The organism is Agrobacterium sp. DKPNP3, assembly GCF_052686535.1.
Genome location: NZ_JBQYSN010000055.1, coordinates 1 through 21,046 on the forward strand (window position 1 = coordinate 1; position 21,046 = coordinate 21,046).

Annotated in this window: 15 protein-coding genes; 5 read left to right on the forward strand and 10 right to left on the reverse strand. The window is 59.5% G+C overall.

Annotated elements, in window-relative coordinates:
- Positions 1-404, forward strand: a 404-nt coding sequence (locus tag ACUTJJ_RS15545; protein WP_445542726.1) for a LysR substrate-binding domain-containing protein, incomplete at its 5' end; no start/stop codon positions are given.
- A gap of 39 nt (positions 405-443) precedes the next feature.
- On the opposite strand, the gene ACUTJJ_RS15550 is transcribed toward ACUTJJ_RS15545, so the two are convergent.
- Positions 444-2,882 (reverse strand): DUF1217 domain-containing protein, encoded by a 2,439-nt coding sequence (locus tag ACUTJJ_RS15550; protein WP_445542727.1) that lies wholly within the window; start codon positions 2,880-2,882, stop codon positions 444-446.
- Positions 2,883-3,248: 366 nt separating this feature from the next.
- Here ACUTJJ_RS15550 and ACUTJJ_RS15555 point away from each other — a divergent pair, with 366 nt between their 5' ends.
- Complete coding sequence (locus ACUTJJ_RS15555; protein WP_063947678.1) at positions 3,249-3,815, forward strand: DUF6101 family protein; 567 nt, start codon at positions 3,249-3,251, stop codon at positions 3,813-3,815.
- A gap of 77 nt (positions 3,816-3,892) precedes the next feature.
- Here the strand turns inward: ACUTJJ_RS15555 and ubiA are convergent, their stop codons facing one another.
- The 4 genes from ubiA to ACUTJJ_RS15575 all read right to left on the reverse strand — a co-directional run bounded on the left by ubiA (position 3,893) and on the right by ACUTJJ_RS15575 (position 9,751).
- The gene (gene ubiA / locus ACUTJJ_RS15560) at positions 3,893-4,846 is read right to left on the reverse strand and encodes a 4-hydroxybenzoate octaprenyltransferase (RefSeq protein WP_296065265.1); all 954 of its coding nucleotides are present in this window, start codon (positions 4,844-4,846) and stop codon (positions 3,893-3,895) included.
- A 119-nt stretch (positions 4,847-4,965) separates the two neighbouring features.
- Positions 4,966-5,766: a MipA/OmpV family protein gene (locus ACUTJJ_RS15565; RefSeq protein ID WP_445542728.1), complete on the reverse strand. Its 801-nt coding sequence runs from the start codon at positions 5,764-5,766 to the stop codon at positions 4,966-4,968.
- A 236-nt stretch (positions 5,767-6,002) separates the two neighbouring features.
- A complete protein-coding gene (locus tag ACUTJJ_RS15570) occupies positions 6,003-7,259 on the reverse strand; it encodes an SAM-dependent methyltransferase (RefSeq protein WP_296065270.1) in 1,257 nt (418 codons plus the stop codon).
- A gap of 167 nt (positions 7,260-7,426) precedes the next feature.
- Positions 7,427-9,751 carry a Tex family protein gene (locus ACUTJJ_RS15575; RefSeq protein WP_445542729.1) on the reverse strand — a complete coding sequence of 775 codons (2,325 nt, stop codon included), beginning with the start codon at positions 9,749-9,751 and terminating at the stop codon, positions 7,427-7,429.
- A 201-nt stretch (positions 9,752-9,952) separates the two neighbouring features.
- Here ACUTJJ_RS15575 and purD point away from each other — a divergent pair, with 201 nt between their 5' ends.
- From purD to ACUTJJ_RS15590, 3 genes are all read left to right on the forward strand, one after another.
- Positions 9,953-11,224, forward strand: coding sequence for a phosphoribosylamine--glycine ligase (gene purD / locus ACUTJJ_RS15580; protein ID WP_445542730.1), 1,272 nt, complete (start codon positions 9,953-9,955; stop codon positions 11,222-11,224).
- A 157-nt stretch (positions 11,225-11,381) separates the two neighbouring features.
- Positions 11,382-11,891, forward strand: coding sequence for a plant virulence effector HPE1-like domain-containing protein (locus tag ACUTJJ_RS15585; protein WP_445542731.1), 510 nt, complete (start codon positions 11,382-11,384; stop codon positions 11,889-11,891).
- Positions 11,892-12,285: 394 nt separating this feature from the next.
- Positions 12,286-14,109 (forward strand): methyl-accepting chemotaxis protein, encoded by a 1,824-nt coding sequence (locus tag ACUTJJ_RS15590; RefSeq protein WP_445542732.1) that lies wholly within the window; start codon positions 12,286-12,288, stop codon positions 14,107-14,109.
- Positions 14,110-14,167: 58 nt separating this feature from the next.
- Here ACUTJJ_RS15590 and ACUTJJ_RS15595 read toward each other — a convergent pair whose 3' ends face one another.
- The 5 genes from ACUTJJ_RS15595 to ACUTJJ_RS15615 form a co-directional block, all read right to left on the reverse strand.
- Positions 14,168-14,653, reverse strand: coding sequence for a DUF523 domain-containing protein (locus tag ACUTJJ_RS15595; RefSeq protein ID WP_445542743.1), 486 nt, complete (start codon positions 14,651-14,653; stop codon positions 14,168-14,170).
- A 241-nt stretch (positions 14,654-14,894) separates the two neighbouring features.
- A complete protein-coding gene (glyS, locus tag ACUTJJ_RS15600) occupies positions 14,895-17,048 on the reverse strand; it encodes a glycine--tRNA ligase subunit beta (RefSeq protein ID WP_445542733.1) in 2,154 nt (717 codons plus the stop codon).
- A 100-nt stretch (positions 17,049-17,148) separates the two neighbouring features.
- Positions 17,149-19,095: a DUF2207 domain-containing protein gene (locus ACUTJJ_RS15605; protein ID WP_445542734.1), complete on the reverse strand. Its 1,947-nt coding sequence runs from the start codon at positions 19,093-19,095 to the stop codon at positions 17,149-17,151.
- Positions 19,096-19,116: 21 nt separating this feature from the next.
- Positions 19,117-20,394 (reverse strand): 3-phosphoshikimate 1-carboxyvinyltransferase, encoded by a 1,278-nt coding sequence (locus ACUTJJ_RS15610; protein ID WP_445542735.1) that lies wholly within the window; start codon positions 20,392-20,394, stop codon positions 19,117-19,119.
- 73 nt (positions 20,395-20,467) lie between these two features.
- Positions 20,468-21,019, reverse strand: a complete 552-nt coding sequence (locus ACUTJJ_RS15615) for a LemA family protein (RefSeq protein WP_063949836.1) — start codon at positions 21,017-21,019, stop codon at positions 20,468-20,470.
- Positions 21,020-21,046 lie beyond the last annotated feature (27 nt).

The following is a 21,046-nucleotide window of genomic DNA, read 5'->3' on the forward strand; positions in this document are numbered from 1 at the left end:
TCGCTGTCGGGCGACGGGATTGCCACTGGCGCCAGCTTGCCTGCTCGGCGCTCGACGCTGACGGGCGGGATTATCAGGTGCTGTTTACCAGCTGGTCATCGACCGTCGTCGCCGCCGCTGTGCTCGCCGGCATGGCCGTCTCGGTATTGCCGGAATCGGCACTGCGCACCGGCATGAAAGTCCTGACGGCTGCCGATGGATTTCCGCCCCTTCCGCCGGTGCAGATCGGTCTGATGAAACGGCCGGGCCTATCACCCTCGCTGGTAAATGCGATCACCGACCACATCACCGCCTGCCTCGACAATATCTCGCCGATGACCGTCGTGGACGAAATGGACAGTGACGTGAAGACATTTCCAAAGATGCCGCGCCTGCGCGCCGGGCATATGTTGCCGGGGTGGTAAGGGTGGCGAAGGCCGGACTTTCCCGGCCTTCGTGTCAGCCTATCGTGCCCGTAGCGTCGCGACGGCAAGCAACGTATCGCCGCTGATGCCTGCCGAGCCGCTGCCGTTAAACAGCGTCATGATCGGGTCCGTCACGTTTTGCTGGTTGTCATACATGATGGTGAAACGGGCGATCAGCTTCTTGACCTTCTCCGGATCCTGAAAATCCTTGATGTCGAAGTACTTTTTCATCATCCCCACCTGAGTGTCGACGCTCGCGTTGCCGAGTTCGTCGGGGATGCCGAAGGTGGTCTTGATGAAATTCTGGATCGCCGTATCGGCCAGGATCGAATAGTAGGATGTCGTGCCAGCTGCCATACGCTTGAAATACAGCGCCAGACGCACGCCCGCATTTTCTTCGCCCGCCTGCGTCTCCAGCGTCTGTGTCAGATAATTGTCCAGCGTTTCGTAGAGGCCGCGCCGGGTCTGGATCACGCTTCGGTCTTCACGCAAAAGCTTGCCGTCCGTATCGAAATTGAACGCCGTGACGAGGCGGCGGAACACCGGATCCATGTCTTTGTTCACATAGCTGTTTTTGTCGTCGAGCTTGGATGTGAATATTTTCTGCAACTGGTCCTTCGTGACGCTCTTGGGGTCGATGCCGAGCGATTCCATTGCGAACTTGGTCAGCCTGTCGTTGGCCAGGAATTCACTCAGCGTCTTGACCTTCTGCATCTCGCTTGCGAAGTATTTTGCCTCAGCCTTTGCGGCTTCCTTATCCTTCTCGGTGCCGAAAGCAGACTTCTTCTTGATGTAATCGGCCGACATCGTCTGCAATTCGATTTCCGACTGTGCCAGCGTGGGTGAACCAATCGCGCCGTCCTTCGTGAAATTGAAAAGTTCGGCAAGCTTAACATAGCGATCGTCCTTCAGCGTGTAGACGAAGCTGTTTTTGTCCTGAAGGTCGCTGGTGAGAACCCTGCGAATATCGGAAATATTGACGGTCGCCGGGTCCAGCCCCACAGCCTTCAGCGCATAATTATAGACGGCGTTGGTTCCGAGGAAATCCTTGACGCTGGTTACCTTCCCGATGCTGCTCTTGAAGAGTGAAAGCGCTTTCGCGTCGGCTGCTTCGTCGGCATCGTTGTAATAGGTCATGTAACCGCTGGTCGTGGTCGCGGTCTGCGCCGTGGTCTGCGGCGTCGTGCCGGCCGCAAGCGTCCCGTCGGGCAGGAAATTGAACGCATTTTTGAGTGCCAGGTAACGCTTGTCGTTCCTCCCCACCGTGGCGATGTAATTGTTGGGATCGCTAAGATCGGTGGTGAGGATGTTTTTGATCGTTGCTGGCACGATCGTTGGACCATTGAGGTCGAAGGCTGTTCTGATGTAATTGAGCAACCGTGCATCCGACATGAGTTCGTCAACGGTCGTGATCGAGCCGATCTTCGATTCGAAATAATCCCGGTTCAGCGTCGCGACGGTCGGCGTCACGCGCGGGGCGCTGCCGATATAGGAGTCCGTGACGGCTTTCAGATTGTCGGCCGTCATTGCCCCGCCGGCGACAACCGTGCCGTCATTCTTGAATTCGAAGGCTTTGGCCAGCTGCGCCATCTTGTTATATTGGTTGACGGTGTTCGACAGCGTCGTCTGTTCTGCCTTAATGGCCGCGAGCTTTGCCTCCCACTCATCTTTTGGTGGCAGCACCGCTTCCAGCTGTGTCAACTGATCCTGCCGGGTCGCCTTTTCGGCTTCCAGTTTGGAACGCTCATCGGCGGTGAGGCCTGAGCCGGCAAGCTGGGCGTCGATCACGGTGATCCGGTCCGTGACCTGCGCATGCAGTTCGATATTGCCCTTCGTCGTCAGTTTTTCGACCGCCTCATTATAAGCCGCACCGTATTTCTGGTTGATGTAGCTGTCCGGATCGGAAACATCGCTCGTCATCAAGCCCTTGATGTGGGCGTAGGAATAAGTCTTCTCATCGACGCCGAAAACCTGGAAGATGTAGGCGCGCGTGCGGTCGTTGCGCAGCAACTGATCGACATTGGTGACCGTGCCGATGATCGCCTTATAATACCGCGTCTCTTCGGCGAGGCTATCGTTCAGATTGGTGATCGAGGCATCATAAAGGCCGATCATCTTGTCGAGTTGCGCTTCCGTCTGCACGGTCTTCGTCGACGAGGTGAAATTGAAGGCGGCGGCAAATTTGCGGTAACGCTCATCGGTCAGCTTGTTGGCGAAGCTGTTCTGATCGTTGAGATCGCTGTCGAGCACCTTTTTCATGAAGGCCTTTGCATAGGTCATCTCACCAAGACCGAAGGCATCCATGGCATAGGAATAAAGCTGGTAGTTATTCAGGAACTCATCGACGCTTTTCACATTGCCGATGTTCTCCTTGTAATATTTCGTCTGGCGCTCCACGAGCCCCTGCTGCGACACGCGCGAAATGCTCGCCTTCATATCACGGTTGATCAGGTCGTAGCTGAGAAAAGTCGATACCATCCGAAGCCCCCTGGAGCACTGCGCATCCTCTCTGGGACGCCAAGCTCCGGTTTTGAAATTCACCGCTTGCGCGCCCAAGCGGGCGCACGGCAAGCCTTGGCATGACTATGCATGACGCGCCTTGCCCGTAGCTTGAAAGAGCACATTTCTGGCAGCGATAAAAATCGCATTGTCCCAATTGGCTTTACCGAAGTGAAACCATGCCACGGTGGGTTTTGCTAACCATCTGGGAACGCAAAGTTTTCTTAACCGCGATTTTTAAGCAGTCTCGAACATGCGGCGGATAATCTCCTGACATCAGAGGACGAAAAGTCCCGATGAGAAGACCGGAAACCGGCTCTCAGGTAAAACAAGGGTAGATTAAACATGACCAAGACCGTTCTGAAGCCCGATTGGGCCGTTGCCACACTCAGGTTAGACCCGGCACGTTTTCCGCAACAGGTCACCTATGGAAAAGGCAATGGCGCGCCCGATGTCGCCGTCACTCTCGATGAACGCGGTGCCGTTCTGAGAAAGGTTCTGTCCTCTTCCGGCCTGCCTCTGTCATTCGCCCTGCCTGCCCGCGCTTTCAAGGGCGTTGCCGCCCGTGCCATCGACCATGGCGATGGACAGGTTACCGTGACGCTGGAACTGCACCATGACGATCCGGACCTCTGCGTTCCTCTTCTCGTGGCCCACGATCTCTGCGATATCGCCGCCGATTGGCGCAGCTGGTCCGAAGCCTATCGCATTCCCATGCTGATGGTGGAAGCCGATGGCGTTGCCCGTCCGCTGGAAGAACATCTCGGCAAGGTGCGCACCAAGAACAGCCGCCCACGCCGCCGCCACTCCTATTTCGCGGATCGTCGTCCGCGCTTCCTCGTGCGCCGCTCCACCGGCTCGCTCGGCATGAGTATGAAAATCGAGGGCAAGGAAATCATCGCCCGTAACTGATCTTGACCGATCAAGAACACAAAAGCCCAGCGCGGAAAACGCAGCCGGGTTTTTTTCATGCTCAAGATTCCCGCCGCTTACGCCAGCAGGAGCGGCAATATGAGACCAGCGAAAATCAGAATCCCAACCCTGTTGTTGGATTTGAACAGCCTGAGGCATTGGTCGACGTCATCGATATCGAGCACCCAGACCTGCCGGAACAGCATGAGGGCGGCAGCGACAAGGCCACCATAGGCTATGATGTTAACGCCCGCCGTCCAGAACGACAGGAACATCATGACAAGGGCTGTGCCATAAAGGAAAACCAGCCAACGATGTGTGTTTTCTCCGAACAAGAGCGCAGTCGAACCGATGCCCACGGCCGTGTCGTCTTCCTTGTCCTGATGGGCGTAGATTGTATCATAACCGATCGTCCAGGCGATCGCGCCGACATAAAGCAGGACAGGCGGCCAGGCGAGTGAAGCGAATTGCCCTGCCCAGCCCATCAGCGCCCCCCATGAGAAGGCAAGGCCGAGGAAAAACTGCGGCCAGTGCGTAAAGCGCTTGGCAAAAGGATAGACCGCCACGAACACCAGCGAAAAAATGCCCGTTGCGATTGCGAAGCTGTTGAACTGTAGAAGCACGACAAGCCCGGCAAGCGCCTGCAGCACGATAAAGAGCTTGGCCTGTCCGCGGCTCACGCGGCCGGAAGGCAGAGGCCGCGAGCGTGTGCGCGCCACGGCCATGTCGATCTTGTGGTCGGCGAGATCATTATAGGTGCAGCCGGCGCCGCGCATCGCCACCGATCCGACGAAGAACAGAACCAGGTGCCAGATCAGCACACCCCAGGAAAAGCCGCCCGTCGCCAATGCTGTATTGGCAGCAAGGGCCGCCGACCAGAAACACGGCCACATCAGCAATTGCCAGCCGATGGGGCGGTCCCACCGCGCCAATTGCGCATAGGGCCAGAGAGCCCTCGGCAATATCCGATAGACCCAGTTGTTGGATGGCGCGTCGGAAACGCGGTCTGACAAATCGCTGTGGTGAACCATGGGTTGGTTCTACAGCATCGGGGAAAAAAGCGGAATGGATTTCAGCACCCCGCCACGCATGCAAAAAAGCCCCGCTGGGTTTGGCAACGGAGCTTTGCATACGCTTATCGGCTGTTCACTCAGGGTAGCGAGAAATTGAACTTGTAGCTCGCCTGAACGCCGACGATGAACTGGTTCTTGGAACCGCGCTCGCGCACCAGCGAACTGTCGGCGGCATCACCGGTCAAACGGCGATATTCGGCAAACGAGCCGACTTCGGCATTGTCGGTGACCTTCCAGGTGATGGCTGCGCCGACGCCAGCGGAATGCAGGCCGCCGCCCGGGCTGTATGGCGATGGCGCGCCGGCCGCCGTCTGTGCTGCGCTGACGCCATAATAGCGCTCGTTGTATTTGCTGCTGACCCACGTCGCACGCGGACCGGCCGACACCTGAATGCCGGGCGCGATATCGGTAAAGACATCGACATTGAGATCGGCGACCACACCGCTGTGGCTGCGGATGCCCTGACGCGCTTCGCCGCGAATGCGCAACCAGTCGGTCGGGTAGGCTTCGGCAAAACCGCCAAGCTCGCCGCCGCGCTTGATACGCGTCATGCCCTTCAGATCGGCGGAATCGCCTTCGTCACGCGGGGAAACCAGCTTGCCGGCGAGACCCATGCTGATCGGGCCATTGTCCAGAAGCGAAATCGAGGCGCTGTCGTTGCGCGAGGTGAACCGCGCGCCCTGCCCCTGACGGCCCATGGAAATGATCGGTGCGAAGCGGAATTCGTTCTTGTTATCGCCTTGGTACTTCGGCGCGCTAAAACCGGCGCCGCCGAGCTTCAGATACCAGTCGCCCGAAAACCAGCCATCTGCATGGGCATTGCCCACGGCAAAAAGCGATACGACACAGGCGGCAACGGCCGCTGATGGCTTGAACATGAAAGAACCCCAGAAACGCAATACAGACAGGTATCCGTAGAATTAGAGGGATTGTCTTTCCATTCGATTAACCAGCGCCGGAAGAAAGCTGGCGATTACCTCTTCCGTCATTCCGGCCTTGAGCCGAAATCCAGCCGACGCGCGTCGGCGCGGCGAGAAGACTCTTTTCAGCCCAAGAACTTGGGCTGGTTGGATGCCGGATCGGGTCCGGCATGACGATTGAGAATACCCAGCCTCTAGAACGTCACCTTTTCCAGCGGCGCGCGGGTCTTTTCAAACTCCAGCAGTTTCGCCTCGTTCTGCGCGATGTAGTCGCGATTATGCGGTACGGCATCGCGGTCCTTGGCGATCTGGATCTGGAAGATGTGGAAGTTCTCGTGCGTGAAGGCCATTTCCGAGCCCGCGAGATAAAACTCCCACATGCGGAAAAACCGCTCGTCATAAAGCGCTATCGCTTCTGCCTTGCGTGCGACGAAACGTTCCCGCCAGTGTCGAAGCGTATGAGCATAATGCATGGGCAGGATTTCGATATCCTTCACCAGCAGCCGGGCTTTTTCCAGCGCTGGCAACACTTCCGCCAGCGACGGAATATAGCCGCCGGGGAAGATGTATTTTTCGATGAAGGGGTTGGTCGCCAGTGCCGGATAGGGCTGGCCGATGGAGTGCAGCACCATGATGCCTTTATCATCCAGCACCTCCGCGACCTTGTCGAAATAGTCGCGATAATGGGTCGGCCCGACATGTTCGAACATGCCGACGGAGACGATGCGGTCGTATTTTTTTGATGCCGGCAGGTAGCGATAATCCTGCAATTCGAAGCGGACGTTGCCAGCAAGACCGCGCTTTGCAGCCCGGTCGCGGGAAACGCGCAGCTGTTCCTCGCTAAGCGTGATGCCGGTAACGTCGGCACCGGCGCTTTCGGCGATGTACATAGCCATGCCGCCCCAGCCGGAGCCGATTTCCAGCACGCTCTGGCCCGGCTCGGTCATCAGCTTGGCGGCGATGTGGCGCTTCTTGGCGACCTGCGCCTCATAAAGGCTGATGCCGGGCGGGTTGAAATAAGCGCAGGAATATTGCCAGTCCTCATCGAGGAAGAGATCGAACAGCTTGGCGCTCAGATCGTAGTGATGTGCGACGTTGCTCTTGTTGTGGTTGACCGGCAAATGCATCTTGATGCGGGCGGCGATGATGCGGGCCATGCCGCGCCAGATCATGCCGAAGGACAGCGCTTCGCTGAGCGTATTGCTTTTGACCAGCGCCAGGAAATCGTAAATGTCACCCTCCGCGACCTTCACGCGGCCTTCCATATACATTTCAGCAAGCTTTAGCGCCGGGTCCGCGGCGATTTCGTCCATGGCGGCTTCGTCAGTAAAGTTTAGAACCACCTTCTTTCCGGTACCATTGCCAAATGTGCGGCTGCCGGCCGGGCTATTGACGGTGAGATCACCGTTCTTGATTATCTTTCCGAGAAGAACATGCAGAGACGACGCCATGGCACCCCCAATTGCTAAGTCTCACTTATCAATTTTGCTGACCGTATTCCTTTCAGCATAAGTTGCAAGATAGTCTTATCTCAAAAAAATTGAACGATTTCATCAGGCAAAAAGCCCCGCCGCGGGTACGGCAGGGCTTAAGCCGGAAAAATCAGTGCAACCGCAGGTCAGCGCCGCTTCATCGCTTCAGCCAAAGCAGCGGCCAATGCGCCCCCGGATTGCGACCCCTCGTTGCGATCTTTGGGCTTGGCTGTCGCGTGGCGCATGGCGTTTGCATTGCCCCTCTCCCGCATCGGCTGAGGCGCAGCCTCGCCGCCATCCTTGCGCATGGTCAGCGCGATGCGCTTGCGCTTCACATCCACCTCTACGACTCGCACCTTGACGACATCGCCCGCCTTGACGACCTCATGCGGGTCTTTGACAAAACGATCGGCGAGTTGCGAGACATGCACCAGCCCGTCCTGATGCACGCCGATATCCACGAAAGCGCCGAAAGCCGCGACATTGGTGACGGTGCCCTCCAGCAACATACCGGGTTTCAAATCGGTGATCTCGTCCACACCCTCGGCAAAGGTCGCGGTCTTGAAGCTCGGGCGCGGGTCGCGGCCGGGCTTTTCCAGTTCGGCTATAATGTCCTTGACGGTCGGCAGACCGAACTGCTCATCGATAAACTTCTTCGGGTCGAGTGATTTCAAGGTGGCGCTGTCGCCCATCAGCGAGCGCAGATCGCGGCCGCATGCAGCGACGATCTTCTTCGCCACGCCATAGGCTTCCGGGTGAACGGACGAAGCATCCAGCGGCTCCTTGCCGTTTGGAATGCGCAGGAAGCCCGCGCATTGTTCGAAAGTGCGCTGGCCAAGGCGCGGCACTTTGAGCAATTCCTTGCGGCTGGCGAAGGGACCGGTCTGGTCGCGATGGGCAACGATGGCATCGGCAATCGAGGCACCGAGGCCGGAGACGCGCGCCAGAAGCGGCGACGAGGCCGTGTTGAGATCGACGCCGACGGCATTCACCGCATCTTCCACGACAGCATCGAGCGAGCGGCTGAGGCGGCCCTGATCGACATCGTGCTGGTATTGACCGACGCCGATGGATTTCGGCTCGATCTTCACCAGTTCCGCCAGCGGGTCCTGAAGACGGCGCGCAATCGAAACCGCGCCGCGCAGCGACACATCGAGATTGGGGAATTCGGCCGCCGCCCGCTCCGAAGCGGAATAGACGGATGCGCCGGCTTCCGACACGATGACCTTGGTCGGCTTTACGCCGGAAGCGGAAGCCGGCATTTGCGCCAGAAGATCGGCGACCAGCTTTTCCGTCTCGCGGCTGCCCGTGCCATTGCCGATGGCAATCAGCTCAACATTGTGCTTGCGGATAAGCAAGGCGAGTTCCGCCTGCGCCCCGCGCACGTCGTTCTTCGGCTGGAAGGGGTAAACCGTCGAGGTATCCAGCAGCTTGCCGGTGCCATCGACCACGGCCACCTTGACGCCGGTGCGGATGCCGGGATCGAGCCCCATGGTGGCGCGCGATCCGGCCGGGGCGGCCAGCAGGAGATCCTTCAGGTTTCGGGCAAAGACGTTGATCGCCTCTTCTTCCGCCCGCTCACGCAATTCGCGCATCAGGTCGAGCGATAGCGACATGGAGAGCTTTACGCGCCAGGTCCAGCCCGCAACATCCATAAGCCATTGATCGGCAGGCCCGACGTTGCGGATATCGAAGGCGGCGGCGATGGTGCGCTGCGCCGGCTTCACCGGCGAGGGGTCATCCGCATCGACATCGATCGTCAATGTCAGGATTTCTTCATTCCAGCCGCGCAGCATGGCGAGCGCGCGGTGACCAGGCACCGTTGCCCAGCGTTCGGAATGGTCGAAATAATCGGAAAATTTCTCGCCCGTCGCCTGCTTGCCATCCACGACCTTGGCGCGGAAGGTGGCGTTCTGGCGCATGTAATCGCGCAGGCGGCCGAGAAGATCGGCATTTTCCGTCATGGTTTCGGCAACGATGTCGCGCGCGCCCTCGAGCGCCGCCTTCACATCAGCCACCTCATCCTTGATGTAGACCTCCGCCAGCTTCGCCGGATCGGCAGCGCGGTTTTCCCAGATGGCTTCGGCAAGCGGGCCGAGACCCTTTTCGCGGGCGATTTCCGCGCGGGTGCGGCGCTTGGGCTTGTATGGCAGATAGAGGTCTTCCAGCTCCGCCTTCGTGCCCGCCTGCATGATCTTGACCATCAGCGCGTCTGTCATCTTGCCCTGACCGCTGATGGAATCGACGATGGAAGCCCGGCGCGCATTGAGTTCGCGGAGATAAACGAGGCGTTCGGAAAGCGTGCGCAGCTGGGTGTCGTCAAGCCCTCCCGTCACTTCCTTCCGGTAACGGGCGATGAAGGGCACGGTCGCGCCTTCGTCCAGCAAGGCCACCGCCGCCTTTACCTGATCGGCGCGGGCATTGATTTCGGAGGCTATGAGCGAGGCGAGGCGGGCATTATCTGCGGTCATGTGGGTCTCTGATGTCATATCTGGAGCGGCGACCATAATGTCTGATTGTGGCGTGACAACAAGAGGCATTCACGATTCCACAGGAAAGGCGGCGATCAAGGGAAAGACGGGCATTTGTGGCGCTTTCTCCTTGACCTTTCGCCCCCCTGCCCTTAACGCCCCTGACACAAGGTTACTGGCGAATTCGCAGGGGTATTGACCATGAAAGTTCTGTTGATCGGTTCCGGCGGACGCGAACATGCGCTGGCGTGGAAAATCGCCCAGTCCCCCCTGCTCGATCAACTCTACGCCGCCCCCGGCAATCCCGGCATCGCCGAGCACGCGACGCTCGTGGAGTTGAACGTGGAGGACCATGCGGCGGTCATCGCCTTTGCGAAAGAAAAGGCAATCGACTTCGTCGTCGTCGGTCCGGAAGCGCCGCTGGTCGCTGGCCTTGCAGATGATCTTCGCGCCGCCGGCATCGCCACTTTCGGACCCTCGAAAGCGGCAGCCCAGCTGGAGGGTTCCAAGGGTTTCACCAAGGATCTCTGTGCCCGTTACGATATTCCGACCGGCGCTTACCAGCGTTTCAAATCCGCCGAACCGGCGAAGCAATATGTTCGTGAACAGGGCGCACCGATCGTCATCAAGGCCGACGGGCTTGCCGCTGGCAAGGGCGTAACCGTTGCCATGAGCGAGGCCGAAGCCCTTGCCGCCATTGACGACTGTTTCGACGGCGCTTTTGGCGCTGCCGGCGCCGAGGTGGTGGTGGAAGCCTTTCTCGACGGTGAAGAGGCAAGCTTCTTCTGCCTTTCCGACGGCAAGACAGCACTGGCGCTTGCCACCGCGCAGGATCACAAACGCGTCGGCGATGGGGACACTGGCCCGAACACCGGCGGCATGGGCGCCTATTCGCCCGCTCCTGTCATGACGCCCGCCATGGTGGAGCGCACCATGAAGGAAATCATCGAGCCGACGATCTCAGGCATGGCAAAGGATGGAAACCCCTTCTCCGGCGTATTCTTCGCTGGCCTGATGATAACGGCCAAGGGCCCCGAACTCATCGAATACAATGTTCGCTTCGGCGATCCCGAATGCCAGGTGCTGATGATGCGCCTCAAGAGCGACCTTTTGCCGATCCTCTACGCCACGGCCACCGGCACGCTGGACAAGGTGCAGGCGGAATGGCGCGACGATGCAGCCCTGACCGTCGTTCTCGCTTCCAAGGGTTATCCCGGCGCCTACCAGAAGAACACCCCTATCGCCCATGTTCCCACGGCGAGCGAAGAGGCGAAAGTGTTCCATGCCGGCACGGCGCTGAAGGACGGCAAACTCGTCGCAACAGGCGGCCGCGTGCTGAATGTCACCGCCTTCGGCAAAAATGTGACGGAAGCCCAGGCGCGCGCCTACGCGCTGGCCGACAGGGTGGAATGGGCAAACGGCTTCTGCCGTCGGGACATCGGCTGGCAGGCCATTGCGCGCGAAAAGGCCTGAGCCGACATCATCAATCACGCCGACTGACGGTTTCGTTCAATTTTTACCAAGTTTGCTGACCCGATGGAAACGAAAGCCACGTAATACTTCCCGCAATACTGGATGGAAATTGGTGTCTCGGGTCCGAGGCCGCGCCATCTTTTTCGGGGGCTTTTCGATGCGTCGTTTTTTTCTGACAGCTGTTGTCGCGCTGGCAAGCGGGTCTGCGATGGCATCGTCGATCGAATACATCAATGGCGTACATGTGGCGAATGGCAGCTTCGTTCGCCTCGATTGCGCCGGCTGCCAACCGATGAAGACAAAGACCGTCGCGGATGGCTATGCCGTCCCTTCGATCGAACCCGGCACGCAGCACACGGAAATGCGTGAAGTCGATGGCAGACGCGTGCTGGTTCGCACCGAAGCCTGGCTTGGCGGCGCACCCGTCACCTTTGTCAGCACCAATCCTGCCTGGATGACACAGACCCACGGCACAGCCGTCGCCACCTACGACCAGACACCGCCAGAAGCGGATCCTGCCGAAACGGCGGCGACATCGCCCGGCATCGATGAGACAGCGACGACCGCCGCCGTCAATCGAATTTCCAACGACCAGAAGGTAGCGCCCGTCAGCGCATCGGTAAGCGGCGCACCGCAGTTTCCGGATTTCCAGTTGCGCGGCAAATAAAAACGCGTCAGACGTGTCTCGTCGTTTGTTTTACCCTCTCCCGGCATGACCCCGTTACGCGCTTTCGCAGAATTGATCTAACGTCGCGCCTCCGGCGAACGGCTGAGACCAGGCTCCTACTGTCGTTGGTCCGCGGCAATACTGCAACCATGTGGAGAAGTTCTGTTTTCTACCACCTTTTTTGCGAAATGCGCCGATAAAGCGACAGCTAATTAAATATTTATTCAAATTTTTAGCTGCTAAATAAATCCATTGTGCGATGCAGCACATGATGTGTGCTTGTGGCGATGACACGCCTTCTCAAGCCCTTTTTCCGCGCATCAGGCGCCTCTCCTTTTCTGAAACACCGGCACCGCGCGCTCCTACGCGCGATCCCAAACGCTTGTGAGCACCCATGAAGAACCTTTCCATTTCTCGTCAACTGATCGTTCTCGTGGTGGCCCTGATGGCCGCCTTTTCCGTGGCGACCTTTTACCAGCTGAGATCCGCAACCGACGCGATCTATGAGGAACGCTACGGCATGCTGCGCACACAGGTGCAATCGGCAATCGCCATCCTGCAATCGTTTTACGATAAGGAAAAAGCCGGAACGCTGTCGCACGAGGAGGCCATGAAACAGGCTTATGCCACCGTCAGCGCCATGCGGTTCACACCTGACGGTTACCTCTTCGGTTATGACTACGACGTGACGATGAAGTTCCATCCTGATCCGAAACGGGTCGGTGAAAATTTCAAGGGCAAGCCTGACAGCAAGGGGTTTGCCTATCGTGACGAACTGGTGCGGCTCGGCCGCAATGGCGGTGGGCAGACGGATTTCTACGGCCCGAAGCCCGGTATGGAAGGCAACGACTACGCCAAAAGCTCCTACGCCCTTGCTTTCGAGCCATGGCAGGTTGTGGTCGTGACCGGCGTCTATATTGACGATCTGAACGCGCAGGTTCGAGGCGACGTGATGAAAGCGCTCTCCATCGGCGCGTTGATCTTCGTGCTCGCGCTTACCGCCGCCTTCTATGTCATCCGTGGCATTTCGAAGCCGCTTGGCGATATTCATCGGGCCCTCGGCGAAGTGGCAAACGAGAATGTCGCGCTTAAAATTCCCCACACGAACCTCACCAATGAAGTGGGCATGATGGCGAAGGCCACGGCCTCGCTTCAGGACAAGGTGCGCGAGCGTCATGCCATGCAGCGCCGTGAGGAAGAACAGCAACGACAGCTGAATGCCGAACGACAGAACAATCTCGACATGCAGCGCGACGAGGCGGAATTGCAGGCGCGTGTCGTTACGACGATCGGCGAAGCACTGGAAAAGCTGGCAAGCGGCGACCTCACTGTCCGCTGCGCCGATCTCGGCAACCGCTACGCAACGTTGCGCGACAATTTCAACGAAGCCCTGACGCATCTTGACGCCGCCATGGCCAAGGTCAATGCCAAGAGCATCGACATTGGCGGTTCCAAGGAAGAAATCCGCAAGGCCTCGAACGAGCTGTCGCAGCGCACCGAACGGCAGGCTGCCAATCTGGAAGAAACCTCCGCAGCGCTTGACGAACTGACCGTTGCGGTGCGCCAGACAGCGGAAGGCGCAGCCGACGCCGCCAAGCGCGTCACCACCGTCAGCTCTGAAGCCATGCGCAGCGACCGGGTGGTGGAAGAGGCAATCTCCGCGATGAGCGGCATCGAACAGTCGTCCGACCAGATTTCCAACATTATCGGTGTCATCGATGACATCGCTTTCCAGACCAACCTCCTGGCACTGAATGCTGGCGTCGAAGCGGCGCGTGCCGGGGAAGCTGGCAAGGGCTTTGCGGTGGTGGCGCAGGAAGTGCGCGAACTGGCGCAGAAATCCGCCGCCGCGGCGAAGGAAATCAAGGACCAGATCGCCCGCTCCTCCTCGCAGGTGGAAAACGGCGTGCGGCTTGTCGGCGAGGCTGGCGATGCGCTGAAGCGCATCTCCGACCAGATCAAATCCGCCAACGAGATCGTCAGCAAGATCGCGCACTCGGCGGCCGAGCAGGATACGACGCTGCGCTCGATCTCCTCGTCGCTGAACCAGCTCGATGTCGCTACCCAGCACAATGCGGCGATGGCGGAAGAAACGACGGCTTCGGCGGAAGCGCTCGCCGTGGACACCGAGGAGCTGCTGAATCTCATCCGCGGCTTCCGCGTCTCCTCCGGCCATCAGCTGCATGTCATGGCGCACGAGATGCGCATGGCGGGGTGATATAGTCCGAGGCAATCGATCACGAACAGCGCCGGGGGAAACTCCGGCGCTTTTGTTTTCAAGAGGTCAGAGCATCGAGCCGGTCGATATCGGCCGGGGAAAAGACCGCAATACCGGCTATTTCGAGCAGCGCCGCGGTCACGCCATTGCCGGCATGTTTAATGCCGGAGAACGAACCGTCATAGATCGCGACGGATCCGCATGACGGGCTGCCGTCGATCAGCAACGCGTGGGTACAGCCATTGGACCTGGCGAAGACGAGCGCCTTTTCCGCACCGGCGATAAATTGGGCCGTGACATCGCCGCCGGTTACTTCCAGCACGCGGGCGCGGCCTTCCAGCACATCGAGACCGGAAGCGCCGTTTTCAATTTCCGCCGGCGGACGCGGCACGGGCATGCCGCCCGCCATTTCCGGACAGATCGGAACCAGCCTGCCCTCCTCGCGCCAGCGCTCGATTGTTGGATGGGAAAGAGGTTTGCCCTTGCCGTCATAACGGACCGGTTGGCCGAGGAGGCAGGCGCTGATGAGGATTTTGGGGATCATGTCGATCAATCTAAAACGCTCCCGGCAAGCATGGAAGCCGAAATACCCCCCTCTGCCCTGCCGGGCATCTCCCCCTCAAGGGGGGAGATCGGCAAGCGGGACACCCCCCGCCAAATCCTTAACGTTGAAGATGATTGAACGGTCACGACGATTCGATCTCCCCCCTTGTGGGGGAGATGTCCGGCAGGACAGAGGGGGGTGAAACCCAGCATTCTGCAATGCCCGTTTACCCCCAATGTTGTTACCCCGTGATCTTCGAAAAATCCGCGACGGTTCCGGTCGCCTCGCGGATGGCCTTCAGCAGCGCCAGACGGTTGGCACGGATGGCGGCGTCTTCGTCGTTGACCAGCACATCCTCGAAGAACTTGTCCACGGGCGCACGAAGCGTCGAGAGTGCCTGCATGGCAGAGCGGAAATCTTCGCCCGCCACTGCTTTTGCGGCATCTGCAGAGGCGGTCTTGATTGCCGCATAAAGCGCTTTTTCGGCATCGAGCTTCAACAACTCTTCCGAAACGCCATCGGCCACCACGGTGCCCTTCTTTTCCTCAGCGGCCAGAAGCTGGGTTGCACGCTTGGCACCGGCCAGAAGGTTGCGGCCATCCTCTCCGGTGATGAAGGCGGTAAGCGCTTCGACACGACGGGCGATCATCAGCAGGTCGTCGGATTCAGGTGTCAGGACAGCATCAATCAAATCGTAACGCGCGCCGAGATCGCGAAGATAGACCTTCAGGCGATCATGGAAGAAGGAGAGAAGGTCCGGGTCCTTCGCCACGCTCAAGAGCGGCAAGCGGACATTCTTTTCCAGAAGAATACGCACCACGCCCAGCGCCGCACGGCGCAGCGCAAAGGGGTCCTTCGAGCCCGTTGGCTTCTCATCGATGGCCCAGAAGCCGACGAGGGTGTCGAGCTTGTCGGCAAGAGCGACGGTGATGGCCACCTTGTCAGCGGGCAGACGGTCAGAGGGACCCTGCGGCTTGTAGTGGTCTTCGATGGCGGCCGCGACGCTTTCGTTTTCGCCCTGAAGCGCCGCATATTTACGGCCCATCAGGCCCTGAAGCTCGGGGAATTCGCCGACGGCTTCAGTGCGCAGGTCGGCCTTGGCCAGCACCACGGCGCGGTCTACCAGCGCGGCATCGGCACCGACGATGGGAGCCAGAGCCTTGGCCAGTTCGCGAATACGGGCCACGCGCTCACCCTGAGTGCCGAGCTTGGCATGGAAGGTGACGTTGAGCGCATCGAGCTTCGCCATACGCTGGTCGAGCGGCTTTTTGAGATCGAGACTGAATTTCGCAGCCGAGTCTTTCAGCGTTTCGAGATCGGGCAGATCGCCCTGGTCGCGGGTCCAGAAATGGCGGGCATCCGACAGGCGGGCCCGCACGACCTTGCCGTTGCCATGGATGATTTCCTTGCCGCCGTCGCTTGCCTCGATATTCGAGACCAGGATGAAGCGGTTAGAAAGGCCCTCTTCCGCACCCTGGTTGCGGGTGACGAAACACTTCTGGCTGGTCTTGATGGTCAACCGGATGATTTCCGCCGGAATCTGCAGATAATCCTCCTCGAAGGTGCCCATCAGCACCTGCGGCCATTCGACGAGACCGGAGACTTCTTCCAGCAGGCCTTCGTCTTCCACCAGATCAAGGCCGTTGGCGAAGGCAAGATCCTTGGCGTCATGTAGGATGATGTCCTTGCGGCGCTCGGCATCCAGCACGACCTTTGCCTTTTCGAGGCTCGAGACATAGTCCTCGAAACGTCGCACGGTGATCGGGCCGGGCGCGTGGAAACGATGGCCATAGGTGACGTTGCCCGCGACGATGCCGTCGATGGCGAAAGGTATAACCTGGGTTTCGTCATGCTCGGGGCCGAACAGGCAGACGATGGATTGCAGCGGGCGCACCCAGCGCAGGCTTTCCGAGCCCTTGCCTTCAATGCCGGCATAGGTGGAACCCTTCGGCATGGAGGCCGGGCCGGAACGCATTGATTTTGGCCACGGGAAAGAGCGGATGATGCCGGGCATCACCTCGGCGATGATCTCTTCTGCCGGGCGGCCTGGCTTGTTGATGATAGCGATGTAAAAATCGCCCTTCTTCGGATCGGAAACGACCTGCGCTTCCGAGATATCATTGAGACCAGCGCCGCGCAGAAAGCCTTCGATTGCCTTTTCATTTGCATCGGTGCGCGGGCCCTTCTTTTCCTCACGCACATCGGCGGAGCGGGCGTTTAGACCGCGAATATCCAGCGTCAGGCGGCGTGGCGTCCAATATTCGCGCGCACCCTCATAGGTCAGCCCTCTCTCCACCAAGGCGTCGGTGACGAGTTTCTTCAGATCTCCCGCCGCCTTGCGCTGCATGCGGGCAGGGATTTCCTCGGAGCGAAGTTCAAGCAGAAGATCGGGCATGGGATAAGGACTTTAATTTGTTGCAGAAGAGTGTTGCGGACTTAGCAAGACCAGCGGCAAAAGTCACCAAGGCAATCGGTGAAATTACCACCCGCGGGCGCTACCACCCGCCCCCGCCGCCGCCACCGCCGCCGGAACCGGAAAAACCGCCGCCCCCACCACCGCCACCACTTGAAAAGCTGGAGTTTGACGAACTGACGGGTTGAGGAATCGTGGAGGCGATCGTGCTTGCCATTGAGGTCGAGAACCCGCCGATACGGCCGCCAAAACTGCCGTAATTGCTGCCAATGTACCAGCCAGGCACATAAGTTGAAGCAGCGGCGCCGGCAGCGGCCGTCTTCAGCCATTTCTCGAACGTCTGGCTCCACGGTTTTTCGACACCGAGCGCCACGGCATAAGGCAACAGCTTTTCGAAATGCTGCGGCGACATGGTGGGTGCATCCGCCATGTTCATCCGGTCCTTTTCCGCGAGCGTCAGATAGGTCCTCAACCCCTCAATGCCATCCGTGAGCTTGCGTCCGAGCGGCGTCGGCGCGCCCATCAGAAAGAGAAAGAGCGTATTGGTGAGCACAATGCCGCCGATGGCGGCCAGCGCCAGCGACTTCGTGCCATGTGTCACGTCGAGAAAGATCTGCGTGGCAAAGCCGCCGACCGCGGAAAAGGCAATGAAGCCGGCAAAGGCAAGCATGATGATACCGCCGATCCGGTTGCGCAGCGACGCGCCGCGCGAGAACTGGCGACCGATGCCGATGGAGAGGATACCGAAGAAGAAAGAAAAAAAGCCGAGGACCATCACGGCCGCGATGGAGTTTTCGTCCAGATCGCCGAAGACGAGCGTCGCGATGATGATGGCGATGCTGAACAGGATGCCAAACACCGTGTAACCGGCATTGCTGCGGTAATATTTGCCCCGATGTTCCTTCTCGATGGCTGTACGAAACTGTCGCCCGACCTTTTCGACCTCAGCCCCATGGGCCTTGTCGATGGTCAGTGACTCGCCACGTCCGCCGATGGAGGCAAGCAGCGTCTTTTGGCCGGTCGGCAAATCGGTGGCAGTCGGCTTATCCGTGCGGCGGATGACAATGGAATTCTTCAGGTCTTCCAGAACGACATAACCTTTGACCGCAAGATCAAGAGCAGACGCGGAAAGCGCCGTCCAGCCCGCGCCGGAGAAGCCCCTGTTGTCGACGTAGTTGACCAGCGCCGGCGATAACCCTTCAGGCGCATCCCAGCGCGGCACGACCACGCCTTTGGCCGGATCACGGCCGACCGCGGACCATGCCCGGAGGTAATAGACGAGAACGGCCAGAAGCCCGCCGCCCGAGATCAGGATGGCGAGATGATCCCGCAGCCACCAGCTTGTCTCCTGCGAACTCGCGGGCGCGGCGATGGCGCCCTTGGGCAGCTTCACCGCAACCGTCATGCCCTCGCCCACCGAATACGGCCGGGTGGACGCAAAAAATACCTCGTCTCCTTCATTGAGGATGCGGGCATCCTTGCCCTTCGCGCCCAACGCACCCGTGAAAACCGCCGTATCCGTCGCCTTCACACCCTCCGGCAGCGTGATCGTGGCGGAAATCTTGCCCATTGGAAACTGCCAGCCATTGCCTGTCACGTTCCAGGTCAGCTCGTCGTAATCGCTGAAATAACGGATCTGCCGGGCGGTGGTGTAGGTGATCTGGAAGATATGGTCGCCGGTTGGCAGAAAGCGATCGGCGCTGCCGGTGTAGATGCGGATGCCGCCATCGATGGTTTCGGTGCGCCAGTTCTCGGGCGCCCCGTCGCGCTCGACCGAAGCGACGTTGAAATCCACCCTGGTGCGGCGGTTATTCGCATCCAGCGCGTAAAGCGGGAAGTCGCGGAAGATGCCGCGCTTGATGTTCTGGCCTTCGGCGCGGGCCGTGATGGTTTCCGTCACCGTCAGCTTTCCATCTTGCGCGACCTCGATGACGGAATGATACGAACGGATGAACTCTTCCGCGAAAGCCGGGAAGGCCGCGCCCAGGAAGACGAACAACGCGAGAAGTCTTGCGGCGATGGTCTTCACGGGCGATCCTCCTCAATGGCGTCAATGCTGCGGCTCGGCAGCGCTTTCCTTTTCCCTGTACGCGACGCCCAGCGAGCCAAGCGCCTTCCAGTAGTTCGGATAGGTCTTGCCCACGCAGGCAGGGTTCTGGATGGCGATGCCGCCGATCTTCAGCGCCGCGAGCGCAAAGCTCATGGCGATGCGGTGATCGGCAAAGGTATCGATCGAGGCCTTGACAGTCTGGCCCGCGAGCGAGGGATCGGAATGCACGATCAGGTCGTCGCCTTCCTCATGCGCCAGACCGTTGCGGATTTCGTTGAGGCCCAGCGAGACGGCGCGGATGCGGTCGCATTCCTTGACCCGCAGATTGGCGATGCCGACGAAACGCACCGGCGTTTCGTTGAAGGCGGCGAGAACCGCGATAGTGGGGATGGCATCCTGCATCTGAGAACCATCGATTTCGGCGGGCAAGTGCGGAAACTGCGCCATGACCTCATAGGCCTTGGCATCTGGCTGGGTGAACCTGTCTGCGGGCGTGCCGATATCGATTGCACCGCCGGTCAGAAGTGCGGCACCCCAGAGATAGGTGGCGGCGGAGGCATCCGGCTCAATATGGAAATCGGTCGCCGCGTAACCGGTCGGGTGCACGCGCCAGATGGCATTGCTGACCCGCTCCACCTTCCCGCCGAAAGCCTCCATGGCCGATGTCGTGATGTCGATATAGCCCTTCGCACCGATTTCCTCGCCCTTGAGGATGATATCGACTGGCTTATCACCGCAGGCGGCCGCCATCAGCAGTGCCGAGACATATTGGCTCGACAGGTTGGCGTCGATGGTAACGCTGCCCTTCGGAAAACCCGTACCCTTGCCGCAGACGGTGACGGGCGGGCATCCGGTCGGCGCATCCGCCTCGACTCCGAGGGAGCGGAGCGCTTCTACCAGCGGCATGATGGGACGTTTGCGCATATGCTCGTCGCCATCGATGATGACGGCCCCGTCGACAAGCGCGGCGGCGGCGGTGAGGAAGCGTGTTGCCGTGCCAGCATTGCCAAGGAAAAGCGGCTTTTGTGGCTGCTGCAGCAGACCTGAACTTTCGACCACGAAAGTGGTGGCATCAGGCTCGGTTACCTTCACACCCATCTCACGCAGGGCTTCCGCCATATAAAGCGTATCGTCGCTCTTCAGCGCGCCGGTGAGGCGGCTTTTGCCCTTGGCAAGGCCCGCCAGCAGCAGCGCGCGGTTGGTGATGGACTTGGAACCGGGTGGCTCCACCTTGCCGGAAAGCGGGTGACCGGGCGGGGTGATGGTCAGTTCGATCATGATCGTCGTCTTGTCAAAATAGGCGGCACAAGCCGGAATGTCATCGGGCGTCTATGGGCAGCTTTGGCCGACCTTAGAATTTGACGGTTGGCACCGCACGGTCAGCGGGATTGTCGATCTCGAAATAGGGCGCCTTGGCAAACCCAAACTGGCCTGCCACGAGGTTCGACGGGAAGCTTTCCACCTTGACGTTGAGATCGCGTGCGGCGCCATTGTAATAACGGCGCGACATCTGGATCTCGTTTTCGATGGTTTCGAGCGAGCGCTGCAATTCCAGAAAGTTGGTGTTGGCCTTGAGATCCGGATAGGCTTCGGCGAGAGCGAACAGCTTGCCGAGCGCCTGCGACAGCAGCCCTTCCGCCTGGGCGCGACCTTCGACATCACCCGCCGGCACCGCCTGCGCCCGGTTGCGCAGGTTAATCACCTCCTCGAAGGTGCTCTTTTCATGTGCTGCATAACCCTTGACCGTCTCGATCAGGTTCGGAATGAGATCGGCGCGGCGCTTCAGCTGCACGTCGATGCCCGACCACGCCTCTTCCTTCATCTGCCGAGACTTGACGAGGCCGTTATAGATGAAGACGACATAAAGCGCGATTGCAGCAATGATTGCCAGCGTGATGAACATGCCCGACCCCTCCTCAAGAGGCGCGGA